Here is a 20,754-nt window from a genome sequence, read left to right on the forward strand (position 1 = left end):
CCGGGCAGGAGCGGGCAGACGCACCACCGGAGGGCGCAGTAAGGCGCGTCCTTGGAGTCGAGGCATGCGGAGCCGATCCATGCATCTCCTCCCGCACCTGGAGCTGAGCGGTCCGGGCGCTCCGGCCGACGCCAGACGCGCGGCGCGCGACTTCCTGGCGGAGTCCGACGCCGACGCCGCTCCCGCCTTCACACCCGTCGCGCTCGACACGGCCCTGTTGGTGATCAGCGAGCTGGTCACCAACGCCGTCCGCCACACCTCCGGAAGCTGCGTACTGGAACTGCGCCGGGCCCGCGACGGCGGCCTGGACGTCGACGTCACCGACACCAGCACCGCCGAGCCCCGGCCCCGCCCGCCCGGCCATGAGGGCGAGGGCGGATGGGGATGGCACCTGGTCAACCAGCTCGCCAGCCAGGTCGACGTACGTCCCCTCGACGAGCAGCGCGGAAAAACCATCCACGTCCACCTGCCCCGGGATTAGGCGCCCGGACCGGTCTTCTCCGCGCGGCGCCGCCGTCGTGGCGACGGTCCTGCCCCCGGGAAGGGGTCAGGACCGTCGCCCGGTACGCCCAGGCACTGGTACGCCACGTGAAGGCAGCGGCTACGACACCGGCTGCGGGTTCACGTCCTCGTCCTGTGCGGGATCCTCCTCCACTCCCGTCCGTACGGACTCCAGCAGCAGCTGGGCGACGTCCACGACCTGCACGGACTCCTTGGCCTGGCCTTCGTTCTTCTTGCCGTTGACGGAGTCGGTCAGCATGACGAGGCAGAACGGGCAGGCGGTGGAGACGATGTCGGGGTTGAGGGAGAGGGCCTCGTCGACGCGCTCGTTGTTGATGCGCTTGCCGATCCGCTCCTCCATCCACATCCGCGCGCCGCCGGCGCCGCAGCAGAAGCCGCGTTCCTTGTGGCGGTGCATCTCCTGCTGGCGCAGCCCGGGCACGGCCGACATGATCTCGCGCGGCGGCGTGTAGACCTTGTTGTGGCGGCCCAGGTAGCAGGGGTCGTGGTAGGTGATCAGGCCGTCGACCGGGGTGACCGGGGTCAGGCGGCCCTCGTCGATGAGGTGCTGGAGCAGCTGGGTGTGGTGGATGACCTCGTACTCGCCGCCCAGCTGCGGGTACTCGTTGGCGATGGTGTTGAAGCAGTGCGGGCAGGTCGAGACGATCCGCTTGGCCGACTTCGGCTTCCTCGTCGCCGGGTCCTCGTCGTCCTCGCCGAAGGCCATGTTCAGCATGGCCACGTTCTCCTGGCCCAGCTGCTGGAACAGCGGCTCGTTGCCCAGGCGGCGCGGCGAGTCACCGGTGCACTTCTCGTCGCCGCCCATGATCGCGAACTTGACGCCCGCGATGTTCAGCAGCTCCGCGAAGGCCTTGGTGGTCTTCTTGGCCCGGTCCTCCAGCGCGCCGGCGCAGCCGACCCAGTACAGGTAGTCGAACTCGGAGAGGTCCTCCGCGTCCTTCCCGATGATCGGGACCTCGAAGTCGACCTCCTTGGTCCACTCCACGCGCTGCTTCTTCGCCAGGCCCCAGGGGTTGCCCTTCTTCTCCAGGTTCTTGAGCATCGTGCCCGCCTCGGAGGGGAACGCGGACTCGATCATCACCTGGTAGCGGCGCATGTCGACGATGTGGTCGATGTGCTCGATGTCGACCGGGCACTGCTCCACGCACGCACCGCAGGTCGTGCAGGACCACAGCACGTCCGGGTCGATGACGCCGTTCTCCTCGACGGTGCCGATCAGCGGGCGCTCGGCCTCCGCCAGAGCAGAGGCCGGGACGTCCTTGAGCTGCTCGGCCGTCGCCTTCTCGTTGCCCTCCATGTCCTTGCCGCCGCCGGCCAGCAGGTAGGGGGCCTTGGCGTGCGCGTGGTCGCGCAGCGACATGATCAAAAGCTTCGGGGACAGCGGCTTGCCCGTGTTCCAGGCCGGGCACTGCGACTGGCAGCGACCGCACTCCGTACACGTGGAGAAGTCCAGGATGCCCTTCCAGGAGAACTGCTCGACCTGCGAGACACCGAAGACGTCGTCCTCACCCGGCTCCTCGAAGTCGATCTCCTTGCCACCACTCGTCATCGGCTGCAGCGCACCGAGAGCGACGGCGCCGTCCGCGTTGCGCTTGAACCAGATGTTCGGGAAGCCCAGGAAGCGGTGCCAGGCCACACCCATGTTGGTGTTGAGCGAGATCGTGATCATCCAGATGAAGGAAGCCGAGATCTTGACCATGGCGAAGAAGTAGACGAGGTTCGACAGCGTCCCCGTGCTCAGCCCGTCGAAGGCGAGCACCAAGGGGTACGAGGCGAAGTACGCGGCCTCGTAGCCCTCGACCTGGTGCAGCGCGCCCTCCAGGCCGCGCAGGACCATGATGCAGATGCCGATGGTGAGGATGACGGCCTCGACGAAGTACGCCTGCCACGCCTTCGAGCCGGCGAAGCGCGACTTGCGGCCGGGCCGGGAGGGCAGGTTCGCCAGGCGGATGACGATGAGGGTGAGGATGCCCACGGTCATCATCGAGCCGAACACCTCGACCACCAGCTCCCACGGCAGGAAGCTGCCGATGATCGGGAGCAGCCAGTCGGCCTGGAAGAGCTGGCCGAAGGCGTTGACGATGGTGAGGAGCAGGCTGAAGAAGCCGACGGCGACGAACCAGTGGGCGACGCCGATGACGGCCCAGTTGTTCATTCGGGTGTGGCCCAGGAACTCCCTGACCACGGTGACCGTCCGGGTGACGGGATCGTTGGTCCGCGATCCGCCCGGGACCGGCTGGCCGAGCAACACGAAGCGTAAGAGCTGCGCGATGGCTCGGCCGAACAGTGCGACGCCGACCGTGGCGAGCACCAGCGACACAATGATCGCGGTGAGTTGCATGAGGGGCTCCTCGGGCCTGCGAGAGCGGGTAATTCGAGAACTACTCGGCGGTAACTTTGGTGTTCTCGGCAGAGATTACCCAGGATCGAGAGCTTCATGAAGTCGGGCCATCGGTGATCTACGTCGCTGTGCCGGCTCTGACGCGCGTACCGCCGGTGCCCAGCCCGTGGTCATGTCTTCAGTGGGGAGGGCGGCGCAGCGGCGACGAGGGCGCCGTGAACGAGAAGCTGAACGAGGTCCGGCAAGTGCGGGGCGGGCAGCGGGTGATCGGGAGTGCGGGAGCGCGCGAACAGCAGATCGAAGAAGGCCCGGGCTATCTGGGGCGCGGGCAGCCGCAGGGACGCCTCCTCGGGCGCCAGCAAGGCCGACAGGGCGGCGACGACGGAGTCGACGGCCTCGCGGACCTCCCGCATGCCCTCGGCGGAAGCGGCTGCATCGCCCCGAGCCCGGGCGTGTCCTACCGTCTCCAGGTAGGCGACCACCGTGCCCAGGCGTGTCAGGTAGGCCTCCAGCACCTCGGCGGACGCGAGCAGTCGCGCCGCCACCGGGGCGTCCAACGGAATGCCGGAAAGGGCGCACACGACGTCGTCGGGGCGCGCGGCCTCGGCGAGACACGCGTCGAGTAACTCACTTTTGTCGGTGAAGACGTGGAAGATCGTCGCCTCGCTGATGCCGGCGGCGCGGGCGATCCTGCCGGTGGTCACGGCGAGGCCGTTTTCCGCGATCAGTGAGAGTGTGGATCGGACGATCATCTGGCGACGCAGTTCAGGGCTCATGTTGGGAGCCCGCCGCCGCTCAAGAGCCTGGCCTGTCCTGCGCCGAGGTTGCTGACGAGTGATCATTTGATCAATTGTGCCCTACAGGTGTCTCGGTGGCCTCCTTTCCTCAGCCGTGGCGGGCCGCCTCCCCCGACCGGATCGGTGGAGGGAGACGGCTCGTTCGGGTCGCCGCGTGCCGGGGACGACGTGCGGTGCGGCCCCGTGCCGAGTCAGACCGTGAGGTAGCGCCCGGCAGGCCTCGGCAGGCCCAGGCGTTCGCGCAGGGTGGCCCCGGCGGGAGCGGCCGGCCGGCCGCCGCACTTTCGGCGCACCTCGGCCGCGAGGGCGAGGACGGCGTCGTGCGCCCCGTCCGCAGGGCCCGCGGGCGCGAGCAGGGTGAAGCCGTCTGCGGCACTCGCGTCGAACAGGGCCAGCAACCGGTCGGCCGCGGCCGGGCTGCCGTCGACCGGGACGTCCAGCAGGACGGTGATGTCGTCGGCGTCCCGCCCGGCCGCCCGGGCCTGTTCGCGTACGGACTCGCGGACCCGGGCGGCGCTCTGGTCGTCCTGTGCCGGGACCAGGACGACATCGGCGATACGGGCGGCGAGCGCGAGGTCCTCGGCGTCCCTCACGTGGTGGACCAGGACGGGGTGCCCTTGCGGCGGGCGGGCGATGTTCAGCGGTCCGGCCACGTCGAAGTGCTCACCCTGGTGGTCGAGTGCGTGCAGCTTCTCGGGGGTGAAGTACACGCCCGACTCCCGGTCCCTGCGGAAGGCGTCGTCGTCGAAGCTGTCCCACAGGCCGGTCAGCACCGTGACGAATTCCGCGGCACGTGAGCACCGCGCGGCCGCCGAAACCCTTTCCGGCCGACTGTAGTTGGCCGCCGCGTCCGGGTCCGCTCCGGTGAGCGGCTGCCAGCCGGCGCGCCCAGCGGAGAGGTGGTCCGCCGTGGCCAGGATCCGCGCCGCATGGTAGGGGAGTGTGTGTTCCGTCGACATGGAGGCCACGAGCCCCACGGTGCGCGTGCGGACCGCCAGGGCTGCGGCGAGGGTGCCGGCCTCGAAGTACGGGCCGTCGGCCGGGTCGTGCGCCGCCGACTGGCGGTCGTGGAGCAGCAGCGCGTCGATTCCGGCGGCCTCCGCCTCCCTGGCCCGGTCGCATACCCGCGCGAACGAGCCGGCGCCGGAGTCCGGCGAGGCTCCGTCCACGGCCCCCGGGGCAGTGATCAGCCGGGTGAACAGGGTGAGGCGTCCATCGCTCTGGCTCATGCGGCACCTGCCGTGATCGTCGCTTCGTCGGACGGGGTGGTTGCGCCGTCGGAGGGAGGGGCGTCCAGCCCCAACTTCTCGCGCAGTGTGCCCTCCTCGTACTCCTCGCGCACCAGGCCGCGTCGGCGCAGCTCCGGCACGACGTGGTCGACGAAGGCGTCCAGGGAGGCGGGCAGATGGGGAAAGTCCACGATGTAGCCGTCGGCCGCGCGCTCGGTGAACCCGCGCTCCATGTGGTCCGCCACCTGCTCCGGTGTACCGGCGAAGAAGTCGGCGACCTGCCGCAGGGCGAGTTGACGCAAGGTCAGGTTCTCGCGGTGGGCCAGTGTCATCCACATCTTCGCCGTGCTGGACGAGCGGTTGGACGCGGGAAGGTCCGGAACCGGGCCGTCCAGGGGATACCGGGTCAGGTCGACGTCGCCCAACTGCTCCTGAAGCGCCCGGACGGCGACGATGTCGGGCACGAGGTCGTGCAGCTCACCGATGAGTCGGCGCGCCTCCTCCTCGGTGCTGGCCACCAGGGGCTGGACACCGGGCCAGATCTGGACCAGTTCCGGGTCCCTGCCGTGTGCGGCGACCCGGCGCTTGAGGTCGGCGTAGGTCTCCTGGCCGTCCGACAGCCGGGTGTGCCGGGTGAAGATCACTTCGGCGTGCCGTGCGGCGAACTCCCGGCCCACGGGCGAGGCCCCGGCCTGGAATATCACGGGCCGCCCCTGGGGGGAGGCCGGCAGGTTCAGCGGACCCCGTACATCGAAGAACTCGCCCTGATCGGCGGGCAGCGGCGTCGAGGAGGTGGGCTGCGACCCCGCCTGCGCCGCCGCCCACAGCCGCTTCGTCACGCCGATGAACTCTTCGGCGCGGACGTAGCGCCGGTCGTGCTCCATGTGCGCGGGGAAACCGAAGTTGCGCGACTCCCAGGGCGCGGCGGAGGTCACGACGTTCCACCCGGCCCGGCCCTCGCTGATCTGGTCGAGGGAGGTGAACCTGCGGGCGATGTCGTACGGCTCGTTGTAGGTGGTCGTCGCCGTCGCGGCGAGCCCGATGTGCTCGGTTCCGGCTGCGTAGGCGGCCAGCAGGCTCAGCGGCTCGAAGTGCTCGTTGCGTGCGGTCTGACTGATGTGCTGGACGTCGGTGCCCCAGACGGCCACCACGTCGGGCACGAAGAGGCAGTCGAACGTGCCTCGTTCGAGAGTGCGTACGCACGCCAGGTGGAAGGCGAAGTCGAGTTGGGCGTCGATCGGAGTGGACGGGTGCCGCCAGGCGGCGATGTGCGAGCCGGGGCCGTCGATGATGGCCCCGAGTTTCATCGTACGTTTCCGACGAACCATGCGATTTTCCCTCGGCTGAAGTTTCCCGGATGAAATGACTTCAGCTCGGAACGCGCGCTCCCCGGACGCTCCGAGCGGTTACTTCGCAGTAACGGTACTAGGTGATCGTGGCGTATCGCTGGATGGGTGTGCTGAAACCGCGCTGAAACCGCGGGGAGTCATACTGGCCAGTAATCACCCGGTGTGGTGTGGGCGCACACCTTATTGAACGGCCTGTCAAGCGGCTTTCCGCGGTGAAGTCGAGTGATTGCAATCGGGGGGACCGAGTGGCGTGTTTCGATGCGGAGACCGAGGTGGTGAGGGGTCGGCCGCACCCACCGTGGCCGCTGGGCGCGAACACCGCGACTTACGTCGTGAGCAGGGAGTCGTCACGACGAGGGGCGACGGCTCTCGCATGCGGGAGAACGTGAGAGCCCCTATGTGACGCCTCCCCGCAATCAGTGTGGGCGGTATCCGGGGAATCGCGCATCGGCGACTCCCTTCGAATCATGGCCAATCCGATCGATGTATTTCTGTCCCATCCCGGTTCCTGGGCGAACCGGTCCGCACGTGTGCCTTTTTCTGGTCTTTCTGGAGGGATGTCGCCGGTGAGTAGCGAAGTCATGTCTGGGCACGACGGCCAGAACTCCGGTGCAAAAATCGCCGTCGTCGGATTCTCCTGCAGAGTCGCAGGAGCGGCCACTCCCGATGATTTCTGGCAGCTCCTGAAGGACGGGCGGTCCGAGGTCGGACCATTCCCGGTCGAACGGCGATCCGGCCAGGAAGCGGGCCTTCCCGACCTGCCGGGTGGCTACCTGGACAGCGTGGACCGGTTCGACGCGGACTTCTTCCAGGTGTCGCCGGCCGAAGCGGCCGCGATGGACCCCCAGCAGCGCCTGGCGCTGGAGCTGAGCTGGGAGGCGGTGGAGAACAGCGGGACCTCGCCCCATGCTCTGCGGGGCACCAGGGCGGGCGTGTTCGTAGGGGCGATCAACGACGACTACGCGTCACTGCTGCACCGCCAGGGCGCGGACTCGGTGACACGGCACAGCCTGACGGGCACTCAGCGCAGCTTCATCGCCAACCGGATCTCCTACCACCTCGGCCTGCGCGGCCCCAGCGTCCTGGTGGACTCCGGCCAGTCCTCCTCGCTCGTCGCCGTCCACCTCGGTGTGCAGAGCCTGCTGCGCGGCGAGTCCGACGTGGTCCTGGCGGGCGGCGTCAACCTCATCCTCTCCGAGCACAGCACGAGGACGCTCCAGCATTTCGGCGCCCTCTCGCCCGACGGCCACTGCTACACGTTCGATGCGCGCGCCAACGGATACGCCCGAGGCGAAGGCGGCGGATTCGTGCTGCTGAAGCCCCTCTCCCGGGCGGTCGCCGACGGCGACCGGGTCCTTGCCGTCATCGAAGGCAGCGCCATCAACAACGACGGCGGTGGAGACGGCCTGACGGTCCCCAGTGCGACGGCCCAGCGCGAGCTGATACTCCAGGCCTGTGCGGCCGCCGGTGTCTCGCCCGCGGACATCCAGTGCGTCGAGCTGCACGGGACCGGCACCAAGGTCGGTGACCCGCTGGAGGCCGCCGCCATCGGCCAGGCGCTCGGGGCCGCACGCCCGAGCGGCAAGCCCGTACGGGTCGGTTCCGTCAAGACGAACATCGGCCACTTGGAGGGGGCGGCCGGGATCCTCGGGTTGCTGAAGGTCGTCTCCTGCGTCAGCCACCGCGAGTTCGTCCCGAGCCTCAACCACGAGACGCAGAACCCGGGCATTCCCCTCGCCGACTGGAACCTCCGCGTGCAGGGAGAACACGAGGCGTGGCGGGGTGAGAACGGCCGGCTCGTCGCCGGCGTCTCCTCCTTCGGCCTGGGAGGCACGAACTGCCACGTGGTGGTCGCCGACGCGCCGCCCGAGCTGCGCGAGCGCGCGGCCACCCCGTCGGAGCCCCTGCCGGCGCTGTCGAGCACGGGCGCAGGCGCCCTCCCCTGGTTGGTGTCGGCCGGGAGCGAGGCGGCCCTGCGCGCACAGGCGGAACGGCTGGACGCCTATGCCGGGCAGCGCCCGGACACCGATGTCCACGCGGTCGGCCGCACGCTGGCGGCGGGGCGGGCGCAGCTCACCCATCGGGCCGTCGTCGTGGGCGAGGACGGAGCGAGCCTGCGGGCCGGACTCCAGGCTGTGGCGGCGGGCGCCGGCGCCGCGAGGACGGTCCGCGGCGTGGCCGGTGACGCGCACACCACCGCACGCGGGGACCGCGACACGCTGTCCGACACGAATGACGGAGTGGTGTTCGTCTTCCCCGGTCAGGGCGCGCAGTGGCCGGGCATGGCGGTGGGACTGCTCGGATCGTCCACGGTCTTCGCTGAGCGGATGGCGGCGTGCGAGGCGGCGCTGTCGCCGTACGTCGACTGGTCGCTGACCGAGGTGGTGCGGGACCTGGCCGAAACGAGCCGGCTCGACCGGGTCGACGTCGTGCAGCCGGTGCTGTGGGCGGTGATGGTGTCCCTGGCGGAGGTATGGCGCTCGGCGGGCGTCGAGCCTGCCGCGGTGATCGGGCACTCCCAGGGTGAGATCGCGGCGGCGGTGGTGGCCGGTGCCCTGCCGCTGTCGGACGGCGCGAGGGTGGTCGCACTGCGCAGCCAGGCGATCCGCCGGGGCCTTTCGGAGCGGGGCGGCATGGTCGCCGTGTCGATGGGCGCCGCAGCGGTCGGTGAGCTGATCACCGCATTCGGCGGGCGGCTGTCGGTCGGTGCGGTCAACGGCCCGTCGTCCACTGTCGTTTCCGGCGAGCCGCGAGCACTGGAGGAGTTGCTCGCCCACTGCGAGTCCGCAGGGATCCGGGCCCGCAGGGTGCCGGTGGACTACGCGTCGCACTGCGCCGAGGTGGAGGTCGTCCGCGACGAGGTACTGCGGGAACTGACCGGGATCGCTCCCGTGCGGGCGGCGGTTGCGTACTACTCGGCAGTGACCGGTGGATCGGTCTCCGGCCCAGAGCTGGACGCGGACTACTGGTACCGGAACCTGCGCGAGACGGTGCGGTTCGAGGAGAGCGTACGGGCCGCGGTCGCGGACGGGTTCACCCGCTTCGTCGAGGTGAGCGCCCATCCGGTCCTGGTGACGGGGCTGGAGGAAACCCTCGAAGCGGCCGGTGCCGGCGAACGGGGCCTGGTGCTCGGCACGCTGCGTCGCGGCGAGGGCGGCTGGGACCGGTTCCTTCTGTCGGCCGCCGAAGCCTGGACGCGCGGCGTCGACGTGGACTGGCCCGCCGTGCTGGGCCCCGGCCCGAAGGCGGACGACCTGCCGACCTACGCCTTCCAGCGCCGCAGCCACTGGCTGGACGCGGCGGCGCCGGCCTCCCGACCGGAGCAGGGCGCACAACCGCAGCCGGACGCACCGCGTGATCAGGTAGGGGAGCCGCAGGCACCCGCCGCGGACGCGACTCCGGAGCGGACGGCGGATCTCGTACGGGCCGAGACCGCCCTCGTCCTGGGCCACGCGTCCCCCCACGACATCGACATGGACCGTACGTTCAAGGCGCTCGGCTTCGACTCCGTGGCGGTGGTCGACCTGCGCAACCGGCTGAAGGCCGCGACCGGCGTCAACCTGACCACGACCGCCCTCTTCGACCACCCTTCTCCGTCCGCGATCGCCACGCACCTGCACCGTCAGCTGCTCGGAGCCGACGACACGGCGCCCCGGCAGCCGACTGCGCGTACCGCCGGCGCCGCCGAGGACGAGCCGATCGCGATCGTGTCGATGACCTGTCGTTTCCCCGGCGGCGTGCAGTCGCCCGAGGACCTGTGGGAGCTGGTGCTGGCGGAGCGGGACGTGATCGGGGACTTCCCGGTGAACCGCGGCTGGGACCTGGAGAAGCTGTACGACCCGCGGCTGGAGCGGCGCGGCACGAGCTACGTGCGGCGCGGTGGGTTCCTCCACGACGCCGTCGAGTTCGACCCGGACTTCTTCGGCATCTCCCCGCGTGAGGCGCTCGCGATGGACCCGCAGCAGCGGCTGCTGCTGGAGACGTCATGGGAAGCGCTGGAGCGAGCCGGTCTGGACCCGTCGTCGCTGCGCGGCACCCAGACGGGTGTGTTCTTCGGCGCGATGTTCCAGGACTACGGGCCCCAGCTGCAGGACGGTGCCGAGGGAGTCGACGGGCACCGGCTGACCGGAGGAACCACCAGCGTGGCCTCCGGCCGGGTGGCGTACACCCTCGGCCTGGAGGGGCCCGCGGTGACCGTGGACACGGCGTGCTCGTCGTCCCTCGTCGCGCTGCACTGGGCCGTACGGTCGCTGCGCTCGGGCGAGTGCTCCATGGCGCTGGCCGGCGGGGTGACGATCATGCCGACGCCGGGGATGTTCGTGGAGCTCAGCCGTCAGGGTGCGTTGTCGCCGGACGGGCGGTGCAAGGCGTTCTCGGCGGCGGCCGACGGCACCGGGTGGGCCGAGGGCGTCGGCGTGCTCCTGGTGGAGCGACTTGCGGACGCGCGGCGCAACGGGCACCAGGTACTGGCGGTGATCCGCGGCAGCGCGACCAACCAGGACGGCGCCAGCAACGGACTGACCGCGCCGCACGGCCCGTCGCAGCAGCGCGTCATCCGCGCCGCGCTGGCCGACGCGGGCCTCGCGCCCGATGAGATCGACGTGGTCGAGGCGCACGGCACGGGCACCAAGCTGGGCGATCCGATCGAGGCCCAGGCACTGCTGGCGACGTACGGACAGGGGCGGCCGGAGGACCGGCCGCTGCGCCTCGGGTCGCTGAAGTCGAACATCGGGCACACGCAGGCGGTCGCGGGCGCGGCCGGTGTGATCAAGATGGTGATGGCGATGCGGCACGGTGTGCTGCCGCGCACCCTGCACGCGGACGAGCCCTCGCCGCACATCGACTGGTCCGAGGGCGCGGTGGAACTGCTGACCCGGTCGGCGGAGTGGACGAAGGACGGCCGCCCGCGCCGGGCGGGCGTCTCGTCGTTCGGCATCAGCGGCACCAACGCGCACCTGATCCTCGAGGAGGCGCCCGCCGACGTCCGGTCGGCGCGTTCCGGTCCGGGCTCGGCCGACGAGAGCGGCGACACCGGCCTCGCGGTCACCGGCGCCGTGGTGCCGTGGCTGGTGTCGGGCGCCTCGGAGGAGGGGCTGCGGGCGCAGGCCGGGCGGCTTGCGGCCTGGGCACAGGCCGGTACGGAGGCCTCCCCGCTGGACGTGGGCTGGTCCCTCGCGGCGTCGCGAGCGGTGCTGGAGCACCGGGCCGTGGTACTGGCGTCCGACCCGGAGGGACACCTGCGCGGCCTGTCCGCGACGGCCGAAGGCCTGCCCGCTGCCGGTGTGGTCTCCGGCGCGGCGGACGTGCGGGGCCGGGTGGTGTTCGTCTTCCCCGGCCAGGGCTCTCAGTGGCAGGGCATGGCAGCCGAACTGCTGGACTCCTCGCCCGTGTTCGCCGCCCGGCTCGCCGAAGTGGACGCGGCGCTCGGGAAGTTCGTCGACTGGTCGGTGGAAGACGTACTGCGGCAGGCGCCGCAGGCTCCCTCGGCCGAGCGGATCGAGATCCTTCAGCCGGTGCTGTTCGCGGTCAACGTGTCGCTGGCCGCGATGTGGCAGGCGGCCGGCGTACGGCCGGCGGCGGTGGTGGGACACAGCCAGGGCGAGATCGCCGCCGCGCACGTGGCCGGCGCGCTGTCACTGGGGGACGCTGCCAAGCTGATCGTGCTGCGCAGCGCGCTGTTCGCCCGGGAGCTGGTCGGCAACGGCGCCGTCGCCTCGGTGGCGCTGCCGGCGGACGCGGTGCAGGAGCGGCTCGCCCCGTGGGAAGGCCGACTGGTGATCGCCGGGCGCAACGGCCCCCGGGCCGTGACCGTCGCCGGTGACCTGCCGGCGCTGGAGGAGTTCGTGGCCTCCTGCCAGGCGGAGAAGGTCCGGGCGCGAGTGGTCGGGTCGACGGTGGCCTCGCACTGCGCGCAGGTCGACCCGCTGCGCGAAGAGATCCTGGAGCTGTTCGCCGACATCGTCCCCGGTCAGGGCCGTGTGCCCTTCTACTCCACGGTCACCGGTACCGTCCGCGACGCGAGCGAGCTGACGGCGGAGTACTGGTTCGACAACGCCCGGCAGCCGGTGAACTTCGAGGCCACCGTGCGGTCCCTGCTGGCGGACGGATTCCGGTTCTTCATCGAGTCCAGCGCACATCCAGTGCTGACCACGGGAATGCAGGCGACGTTCGAGGACACGGAGACCGAAGCGGTGGCGATCGGTTCGCTGCGCCGTGACGAGGGCGGTCCGGCCCGGTTCCTGACCTCGCTGGCCGAGGGGTACGTCCGCGGACTGCCCGGCGTGGACTGGAAGGCGCTGTTCGCGGGGTCGGACGCGAAGCCGGCCGAACTGCCGACGTACGCCTTCCAGCGCCGGCGCTACTGGCTGGAGACCACCACCGCCGGAACCGGCGATCCGAGCCGCCTCGGGCTCGACGACGCCCAGCACCCGCTGCTGGGCGCGGCGGTGCGGACCGCGGCCGACGGCGACGTGCTGCTGACCGGCCGGCTGTCGTTGCAGACCCACTCCTGGCTCGCCGACCACGCCGCCCTGGGCAGCGTGCTGCTGCCGGGCACCGCGTTCGTGGAGCTGGTCCTGCGGGCGGGTGAGGCCGTGGACTGCGACCGGCTGGCCGAGCTCACGCTCGAAGCCCCGCTGATCCTGCCCGAGCGCGGCGGCGTTCAACTGCAGGTGGCGGTGGAGGCGCCGGACACCGGCGGGCGGACCCGGGTGGCCGTCTACTCACGGCCCGAGACGACGGACGACGACGGCACCGACGAGCAGTGGACCCGGCACGCAACCGGCCTGCTGGACAGGGCGGACGGGACGCCTTCCGGGGCTCTGACGCCCTGGCCGCCGCAGAACGCGGAACGCATCGACCTGGACTCCTTCTACGAGCGGGCCGGGGACATCGGCTACGGCTACGGGCCGGCCTTCGAGGGCCTGCGCGCCGCCTGGCGCGTCGGCGAGGAGATCTACGCCGAGGTGGCCCTCGCCGAGGAACAGGAGGCGGAGGCGTCCCGGTTCGGCATCCACCCCGCCCTTCTGGACGCCACGCTGCACCCCGTCCTGCTGAACGCGCTCGACGAGCGTGACGGTCAGGTCACACCTCCCGTGCGGCTGCCCTTCGCCTGGACCGGCATCACCCTGCACGCGGTCGGAGCCACGTCCGTACGGGTACGGGTCGCCCCCGTCGGCCCGGACGCGGTCTCCCTGACCATCGCCGACGCCTCGGGCGCGCCGGTGGCCTCGGTGGAATCACTGACCCTGCGCCCCGTGTCGGCGCAGCAGCTCACCGCCGCCGCGGACACCACCCACAACGCGCTGTTCCGCACGCAGTGGACCGCGTTGCCCGTGGCGGACGGTGCCGTGGACATCAGTGGCTGGGCGCTGCTCGGCGCGCCGGAGAGCGGGCTGTTCGACGCTGCCCGGCACGCCCGCGACCTGGAATCGCTGTTCGCCGACGACGCACCGCACGTCGTGGTGGCCATGCCCTGCGACACGTCGGCGGACGGCGGCCTCGCGGCGGCCGCCCGCGAGGCGACGACCGAGGCGCTGGCACTGGCACGCGCCTGGCTGGCCGACGACCGAGCCGCAGACTCCCGTCTCGTCGTCGTGACGCGGGGGGCCGTGTCGACCCGCAGCGGCGAGGACGTCGTGGATCTAGCACATGCGCCGGTGTGGGGTCTGCTGCGGTCGGCGCAGTCGGAGAATCCCGGCCGGTTCGTCCTGGTGGACGTCGACGGTCTTGAGGAGTCCCGCGAGGCTCTCGCCGCAGCGGTGGCGGCGGCAGTGGCGGCGCAGGAGCCGCACGTGGCCGTGCGCCAGGGGAAGGCCCTCGTACCCCGCTTGACGCGGGCCGCCGCCCCGACGCCGACAGAGGCCGCCGGACCGCTGGACACGACGGGCACGGTGCTGATCACCGGTGGCACCGGATCCCTCGGGGGCCTGCTGGCCCGGCACCTGGTCACCGAGCACGGCGTACGGCACCTGGTACTCGCCAGCCGCCGCGGCCCGGACGCGTCAGGCGCGGCGGAGCTGAAGGCCGAGCTCATCGAGCGGGGTGCGGCGCACGTGGAGATCGCCGCGTGCGACGCCGCCGACCGCGACGCGCTGGCCACCCTCCTGGCCGGCATTCCGGCCGACCGGCCGCTGACCGGTGTGGTGCACGCCGCCGGGATTCTGGACGACGGCCTCGTGGCGTCCCTGACGCCCGAGCAGACGGAACGGGTGCTGCGACCCAAGGTCGACGCGGCGGTCAACCTGCACGAGCTGACGCGCGGCCTGGACCTGTCGGCGTTCATCCTGTTCTCCTCGATCGCGGGCACCTTCGGCAACCCCGGCCAGGGCAACTACGCCGCGGCCAACGCCTTCCTGGACGCCCTCGCCCAGCACCGCCACGCGCAGGGCCTGCGCGCCCACTCCCTCGCCTGGGGTCTGTGGGCCCAGTCCAGCGACATGCTGGGCCACCTCGCACAGGACGACCTGTCCTGGATGAAGCGCGCGGGCATCCAGCCCCTGCCGTCCGCCCTGGGCCTGGCCCTGCTGGACGTGGCGACCAGGCTCGACGACGCGCACCTGGTGCCCGTACGCCTGGAGATGGCCACCCTCCGGCACGAAGCCACCTCCGGCATGCTGCGGCCCCTCTTCCGCAACCTGGTACGGACGGTGGCCCGCAAGGCGGCCGCCACCGCCGACGCCTCCGGCGGCAGCGGTCTGGCCCAGCGCCTGTCCGCCCTGAGCCAGGACGAGCAGAGCCGGGTGCTTCTTGACCTGGTCCGCGCACAGGTGGCGACCGTCCTGGGGCACGCCACCGCGGAGACGATCGCCGCCGGCCGCCCGTTCAAGGAGCTCGGCTTCGATTCGCTCACCGCGGTCGAGCTGCGCAACCGCCTGAACGCCGCAACCGGGCAGCGCCTGCCGGCCACGCTGGTCTTCGACCACCCCACCCCCGGGCAACTCACGGAACACCTGCGCACGGAACTCCTGGGAACGGGGTCGGCGCCCGCGACAGGGGCAACCCCCGCGGTGCCGGGCGGTGTGGCGGACGAGCCGATCGCGATCGTGGGCATGGCCTGCCGGTATCCGGGCGGCGTGAGCTCGCCGGAGGACCTGTGGCGGCTGGTGGAGTCGGGCGGGGACGCGGTGTCGTTCCTCCCGACCGACCGCGGCTGGGACGAGGACCTGTACGACCCGGACCCGGACGCGACCGGCAAGAGCTATGCCCGCCAGGGCGGATTCCTCTACGACGCAGGCGAGTTCGACCCGGCGTTCTTCGGGATCTCGCCGCGTGAGGCGCTGGCCATGGACCCGCAGCAGCGGCTGCTCCTGGAGACGTCGTGGGAGGTGTTCGAGCGGGCGGGAATCGACCCCAGCACGCTGAAGGGCAGCTCGACAGGCGTGTTCACCGGCGTGATGCACCACGACTACGGCAGCAACTCCGAAACGCCCGAAGGTCTGGAGGGCTACGCCGTCACCAGCACCCAGGGCAGCGTCGCCTCCGGCCGCATCGCCTACACCTTCGGCCTGGAAGGGCCTGCGGTCACCGTCGACACCGCCTGCTCCTCCTCACTGGTCGCCCTGCACCTGGCGGCGCAGGCACTGCGGTCCGGCGAGTGCTCGCTCGCCCTCGCGGGCGGCGTGACGGTGATGGCCACCCCGTGGGTCTTCGTGGAGTTCAGCAGGCAGCGGGGCATGGCGCCCGATGGCCGGTGCAAGGCGTTCTCGGCGTCGGCGGATGGCGCCGGCTGGTCCGAGGGCGCGGGCGTACTCCTGGTGGAGCGCCTCTCGGACGCCCGCCGCAACGGACACCGGGTGCTCGCGGTCCTGCGCGGCAGCGCCGTCAACCAGGACGGGGCGAGCAACGGCCTCACCGCGCCCAACGGCCCCTCGCAGCAACGGGTGATCCGCCAGGCGCTGGCCAATGCCGGACTGTCGGCGGCCGACGTGGACGCGGTGGAGGCGCACGGCACGGGCACCACGCTGGGCGACCCGATCGAAGCGCAGGCGCTGCTCGCCACCTACGGCCAGGACCGGCCCGCCGACCGGCCCCTGCGGCTGGGGTCCATCAAGTCGAACATCGGTCACGCACAGGCCGCCGCGGGCGTGGCGGGCGTGATCAAGATGGTGCAGGCCATGCGGCACGGCCTGCTGCCGCAGACCCTGCACGTGGACGAGCCTTCGCCGCACGTGGACTGGACCGCGGGCGCGGTGGAGCTGCTGACCGAACCGGCGCAGTGGGCGGCGGACGGTCGCCCGCGCCGGGCGGGTGTGTCGTCATTCGGCATCAGCGGCACGAACGCGCACGTCATCCTCGAGGAGGCCCGGCCCGAGCCTGGGCCCGAGCCCCTCGCCGGGACCGGCGACAACCCGCCCTCCACGGCCGTGGTGCCCTGGCCGGTGTCCGGCCGGTCCGAGGCCGCCCTGCGGGCTCAGGCCGAGCGGCTTTCCGCCTTCGTGGAAGCCGCCACCGAGCCGACCGTGCCCGACGTCGCCTACTCCCTGGCCTCGACCCGGGCGGCGCTTGAGCATCGTGGCGTCGTACTGGCCTCGGACCGTGCGTCCGCCCTGGCGGGTCTGACCGCCCTGGCGGACGGCGTTCCCGCCGCCGGTACGGTCACCGGCAGGGCGTCCGAAGACCCGGGCCGGGTCGCGTTCGTCTTCCCCGGTCAGGGCTCACAGTGGCGGGGTATGGCGGCGGGGCTGCTCGCATCCTCGCCGGTGTTCGCCGCACGCCTCTCGGAGTGCGACGAGGCGTTGAGGCCGCACGTCGGCTGGTCGGTCACGGACGTGGTCCGGGCCGGGGCGGGCGACGCTGACCACGACCCGTCGCCGGACCGTGCTCCGTCGCTGGACGACGCGGTGGTCGTGCAGTGCGCCCTGTGGGCCGTCATGGTCTCGCTGGCAGCAGTCTGGCAGTCGGTGGGCGTGCGGCCTGACGCCGTCATCGGTCACAGTCAGGGCGAGATCGCCGCCGCGGCCGTGTCCGGTGCGCTGTCCCTCGACGACGCGGCGAAGGTCGTGTCACTGCGGGCCCGGGCGATCGCCGAGCACCTGTCAGGCCGGGGCGGCATGGTGTCCGTACCCCTGCCCGCCGACCAGGTCCGCGAGCGCCTGGCCCGGTGGGGCCGGCGGATCTCGGTCGCCTCCGTCAACGGGCCCTCCTCCACGGTCGTCTCGGGCGATCCGGAGGCCCTGGACGAACTGCTGGCCGACTGCGCGGACGACGGGGTGCGCGCCAAGCGGATCCCGGTGGACTACGCCTCCCACTCCGCCCAGGTGGAGTCCATTCGCGAGCAGGTGGTCAGCGCGCTCGAGGGGATCGAGCCGCGTAGCGGCGAGATCCCGTTCTACTCGACCGTGACCGGTGGGGTGTTCGACACGTCGGGCGTGGACGCGGAGTACTGGTACGCGAGCCTGCGGCAGGAAGTGAGGTTCGACGAGACGGTACGGGCCCTGCAGGCGGAGGGTTTCGGTGTCTTCGTCGAATGCAGCGCGCACCCGGTGCTGACCGTCGGGCTCCAGGAGACCTTCGAGGACACCGGCACGCACGCCCTCGCACTCGGCACCCTGCGCCGCGACGAAGGCGGCTGGGAGCGGTTCCTGACCTCCCTCGCCGAAGGGTACGTACAGGGCCTGGACGTGGACTGGGAAGCGGTTTTCGCCGGCACGGGCGCCCAGCGTGTCGACCTGCCGACGTATGCGTTCCAGCGGGAGCGTTTCTGGCTGGATGTTCCGTCGCGTTCGGGTGATGTGGTGGGTCTGGGTTTGGTGGCGGCTGGTCATCCGTTGCTGGGTGCGGTGGTGTCGTTGCCGGATGAGCGGGGTGTGGTGTGGACGGGGCGGTTGTCTCTGGGTGAGCAGTCGTGGCTGGCTGATCATGCGGTGTTGGGTTCGGTGGTGGTGCCGGGTGCGGTGTTGGTGGAGTTGGTGTTGTCCGCTGGTGGGCGGGTGGGGTGTGGTCGTTTGGAGGAGTTGACGCTTCAGCAGCCGTTGGTGTTGGGGGCGGTTGGTGGGGTGCGGTTGCAGGTGGCTGTGTCGGGGGTGGATGGGGCCGGGCGGTGTGCGGTGACGGTGCATTCGTGTCCGGATGGTGGCGGGGATGTGGTGGGTGGTGAGGTGTGGACGCTGCATGCCAGTGGGACTTTGGCGGGTGTCGGTACTGAGCCGGGTGCGGGGGATCTGGATGTGGATCTCGGTGTGTGGCCGCCGCGGGGTGCTGTGTCGGTGGGTGTGGGTGATCTGTATGACCGGCTGGCTGATTGCGGGTATGGGTATGGGCCTGTGTTCCAGGGGGTGCGGGCTGCTTGGCGGCGTGGTGAGGAGGTGTTCGCCGAGGTTGTTGTGCCGGAGTCGGTGAGTGGGGTGGGGTCGGCGGGTTTCGTTGTTCATCCGGCTCTTTTGGATGCTGCTCTTCATATGTCGATTGATGTGTCGGCTGATGAGGTGCGGTTGCCGTTCGTGTGGTCGGGTGTCGAGCTGTCCGGCGCGGGTGCGGGTGTGGGTGGGTCGGTGGTGCGGGTTGCTGTGGTGCCGTCGGCTGCTGGTGGTGTGTCGTTGCGGGTGGTGGACGGGTCGGGTGTGCCGGTGTTGTCGGTGGGCCGGCTGGTGACGCGTCCGGTGGCGCGGGAGCAGTTGCGGGCTGCTGATGGCGGACTGCGGGACGCACTGTTCGGTGTGGAGTGGACTCCGTTCCCGGTCTCGGTCTCGGCGCAGCTCCCGTCGGAGTGGGGCGTATGGGGTTCGGAGGATGGCTCCGGGCAGGTTTCCCCTCTGGTGACGTGGGAGCACAGCGGCGACGCGGAGGAAACCGCGTCGGCAGCGACAGCCCGAGCGCTGGGTGTGGTGCGGCAGTTCCTGGCCGATGAGCGGTTCGTGGGCTCGCGGTTGGTGGTGGTGACGCGGGGGGCCGTGGCCGTGGGGCCCGGTGAGGGTGTGCGGGATCTGGCGGCGGCGCCGGTGTGGGGGCTGGTGCGGTCCGCTCAGGTGGAGCATCCGGACCGGCTGGTGCTGGTCGACGTCGAGCCTGAGCTGTCCTCGGACGCGGAAAGGGCGGCGCTGCGCACGGCGTTGGGTACGGGCGAGCCGCAGGTCGCGGTCCGAGGCGGCCAGGCTTCGGTACCCCGCCTCGCGCGGGTGTCAGCGCCCCCGGAGAGCACGACCCGGGCGGCCTTCGGTTCTCGGGGCTCGGTGTTGGTGACCGGCGGCACGGGTGGTCTGGGCGCGTTGGTGGCCCGGCACCTGGCGTCCGAGTACGGCGTACGGGATCTGCTGCTGGTGTCCCGACGGGGCGATGCGGCTGACGGGGTCAGCGAACTCATAGCGGAATTGCAGCAGTTGGCCGTTCGCGTGCGGGTGGAGGCGTGTGATGTGGGGGATCGTGATGCCCTCGCCGCGCTGCTGGCGTCCATCCCGGCCGACCGTCCGCTCACCGGTGTGGTTCACAGCGCCGCCGTACTCGATGACGGTGTGATCGAGTCGGTGGACGCGGAGCGCCTGGACGCTGTGTTCCGCCCCAAGGCGGAAGCAGCCCGGCACCTGCACGAGCTGACGGAAGGGCTGGACCTTTCGGCGTTCGTCCTGTTCTCGTCCTTTGCCGGGGCCGTGGGGAGTGCGGGGCAGGCGAGCTACGCCGCCGCCAACACCTACCTGGACGCCCTGGCGCACGAGCGCCGTGCGCGAGGTCTCTCCGCGGTGTCGTTGGCGTGGGGTTGGTGGGGTTCCGACGGCGGGCTGACGGGTGGCCTGTCCACGGTCGACCGGGGCCGGCTGTCGGCCCTGGGGCTGACTGCCATGTCCGCCGAGGAGGGGCTCGCGCTGTTCGACGCGGCCGTGGCCCAGGACCGGGCCCTGTGTGTGCCGGCTCGTCTGGATCTGGCGGGGTTGCAGCGGCGCGACGCGGAGGCTGTGCCGTCGGTGCTGCGGTCGCTGGTACGAGGTGGGGTGCGGCGCGCTCGGGCCGAGGATGCGAGCGCCGACTCGGGGCTCGCGGCCCGCGTCGCGGGCCTGGCCGAAGGCGAGCGCCGACGGGTGATCCTCGATGTGGTCCGGGGCCATGTGAGTGGGGTGCTGGGTTACGGACCGGGCCAACTGGTGGGAGTGGACATCCCGTTCAAGGGGCTGGGCTTCGACTCACTGATGGCGGTCGAACTGCGCAACCGCCTCAACCGGGCCACCGGACTGCGACTCCCGGCCACCCTCGTCTTCGACTACCCCACGGTCCAGGAGCTGGCTGAGCACTTGGACACCTCATTGGATGCGGGAGACGGCCCCGGGATCGAGCCGATTCTCGCGGACCTCGGGAAGATCGAGCACCTGCTGACCGGGCCGGCTCTCGGTGGCGAGGCTCGGCAGCGCATCGTGGACCGGCTCACGAGCCTGCTGGCTCTCTCCGGGCCACGCGAGGACACCGTAGGACCCCTCGCACCGTCGGACCCGGACGACGGCACCGGCTTCGTCGATCAACTGGAAGCCGCGACGACGGACGAAATCCTCGACGTCATCGAAAAAGAATTCGGCACCTTCTGAACCAGCCCC

6 protein-coding genes are annotated in these 20,754 nt (G+C 71.3%); 2 read left to right on the forward strand and 4 right to left on the reverse strand.

Translation table 11 applies throughout. The annotated features are described in order from the left end of the window. Positions 1–79 precede the first annotated feature (79 nt). Positions 80–481 (forward strand): ATP-binding protein, encoded by a 402-nt coding sequence (locus ACF059_RS12585; protein ID WP_392055229.1) that lies wholly within the window; start codon positions 80–82, stop codon positions 479–481. Between the two features lie 120 nt (positions 482–601). On the opposite strand, the gene ACF059_RS12590 is transcribed toward ACF059_RS12585, so the two are convergent. The 4 genes from ACF059_RS12590 to ACF059_RS12605 form a co-directional block, all read right to left on the reverse strand. Then, positions 602–2,863: a (Fe-S)-binding protein gene (locus tag ACF059_RS12590; protein ID WP_392055232.1), complete on the reverse strand. Its 2,262-nt coding sequence runs from the start codon at positions 2,861–2,863 to the stop codon at positions 602–604. A gap of 170 nt (positions 2,864–3,033) precedes the next feature. Beyond that, positions 3,034–3,639: a TetR/AcrR family transcriptional regulator gene (locus ACF059_RS12595; RefSeq protein WP_392055235.1), complete on the reverse strand. Its 606-nt coding sequence runs from the start codon at positions 3,637–3,639 to the stop codon at positions 3,034–3,036. Between the two features lie 212 nt (positions 3,640–3,851). Further along, a complete protein-coding gene (locus ACF059_RS12600) occupies positions 3,852–4,889 on the reverse strand; it encodes an LLM class flavin-dependent oxidoreductase (RefSeq protein WP_392055238.1) in 1,038 nt (345 codons plus the stop codon). After that, positions 4,886–6,196: an NtaA/DmoA family FMN-dependent monooxygenase gene (locus ACF059_RS12605; RefSeq protein ID WP_392055241.1), complete on the reverse strand. Its 1,311-nt coding sequence runs from the start codon at positions 6,194–6,196 to the stop codon at positions 4,886–4,888. Before ACF059_RS12605 ends, ACF059_RS12600 begins: the two co-directional genes overlap by 4 nt. 623 nt (positions 6,197–6,819) lie before the next feature. Here ACF059_RS12605 and ACF059_RS12610 point away from each other — a divergent pair. Next, positions 6,820–20,745, forward strand: coding sequence for an SDR family NAD(P)-dependent oxidoreductase (locus ACF059_RS12610; protein ID WP_392055244.1), 13,926 nt, complete (start codon positions 6,820–6,822; stop codon positions 20,743–20,745). Positions 20,746–20,754 lie beyond the last annotated feature (9 nt).

This window comes from Streptomyces sp. NPDC016562, from assembly GCF_043076955.1.
Lineage (GTDB): Bacteria > Actinomycetota > Actinomycetes > Streptomycetales > Streptomycetaceae > Streptomyces.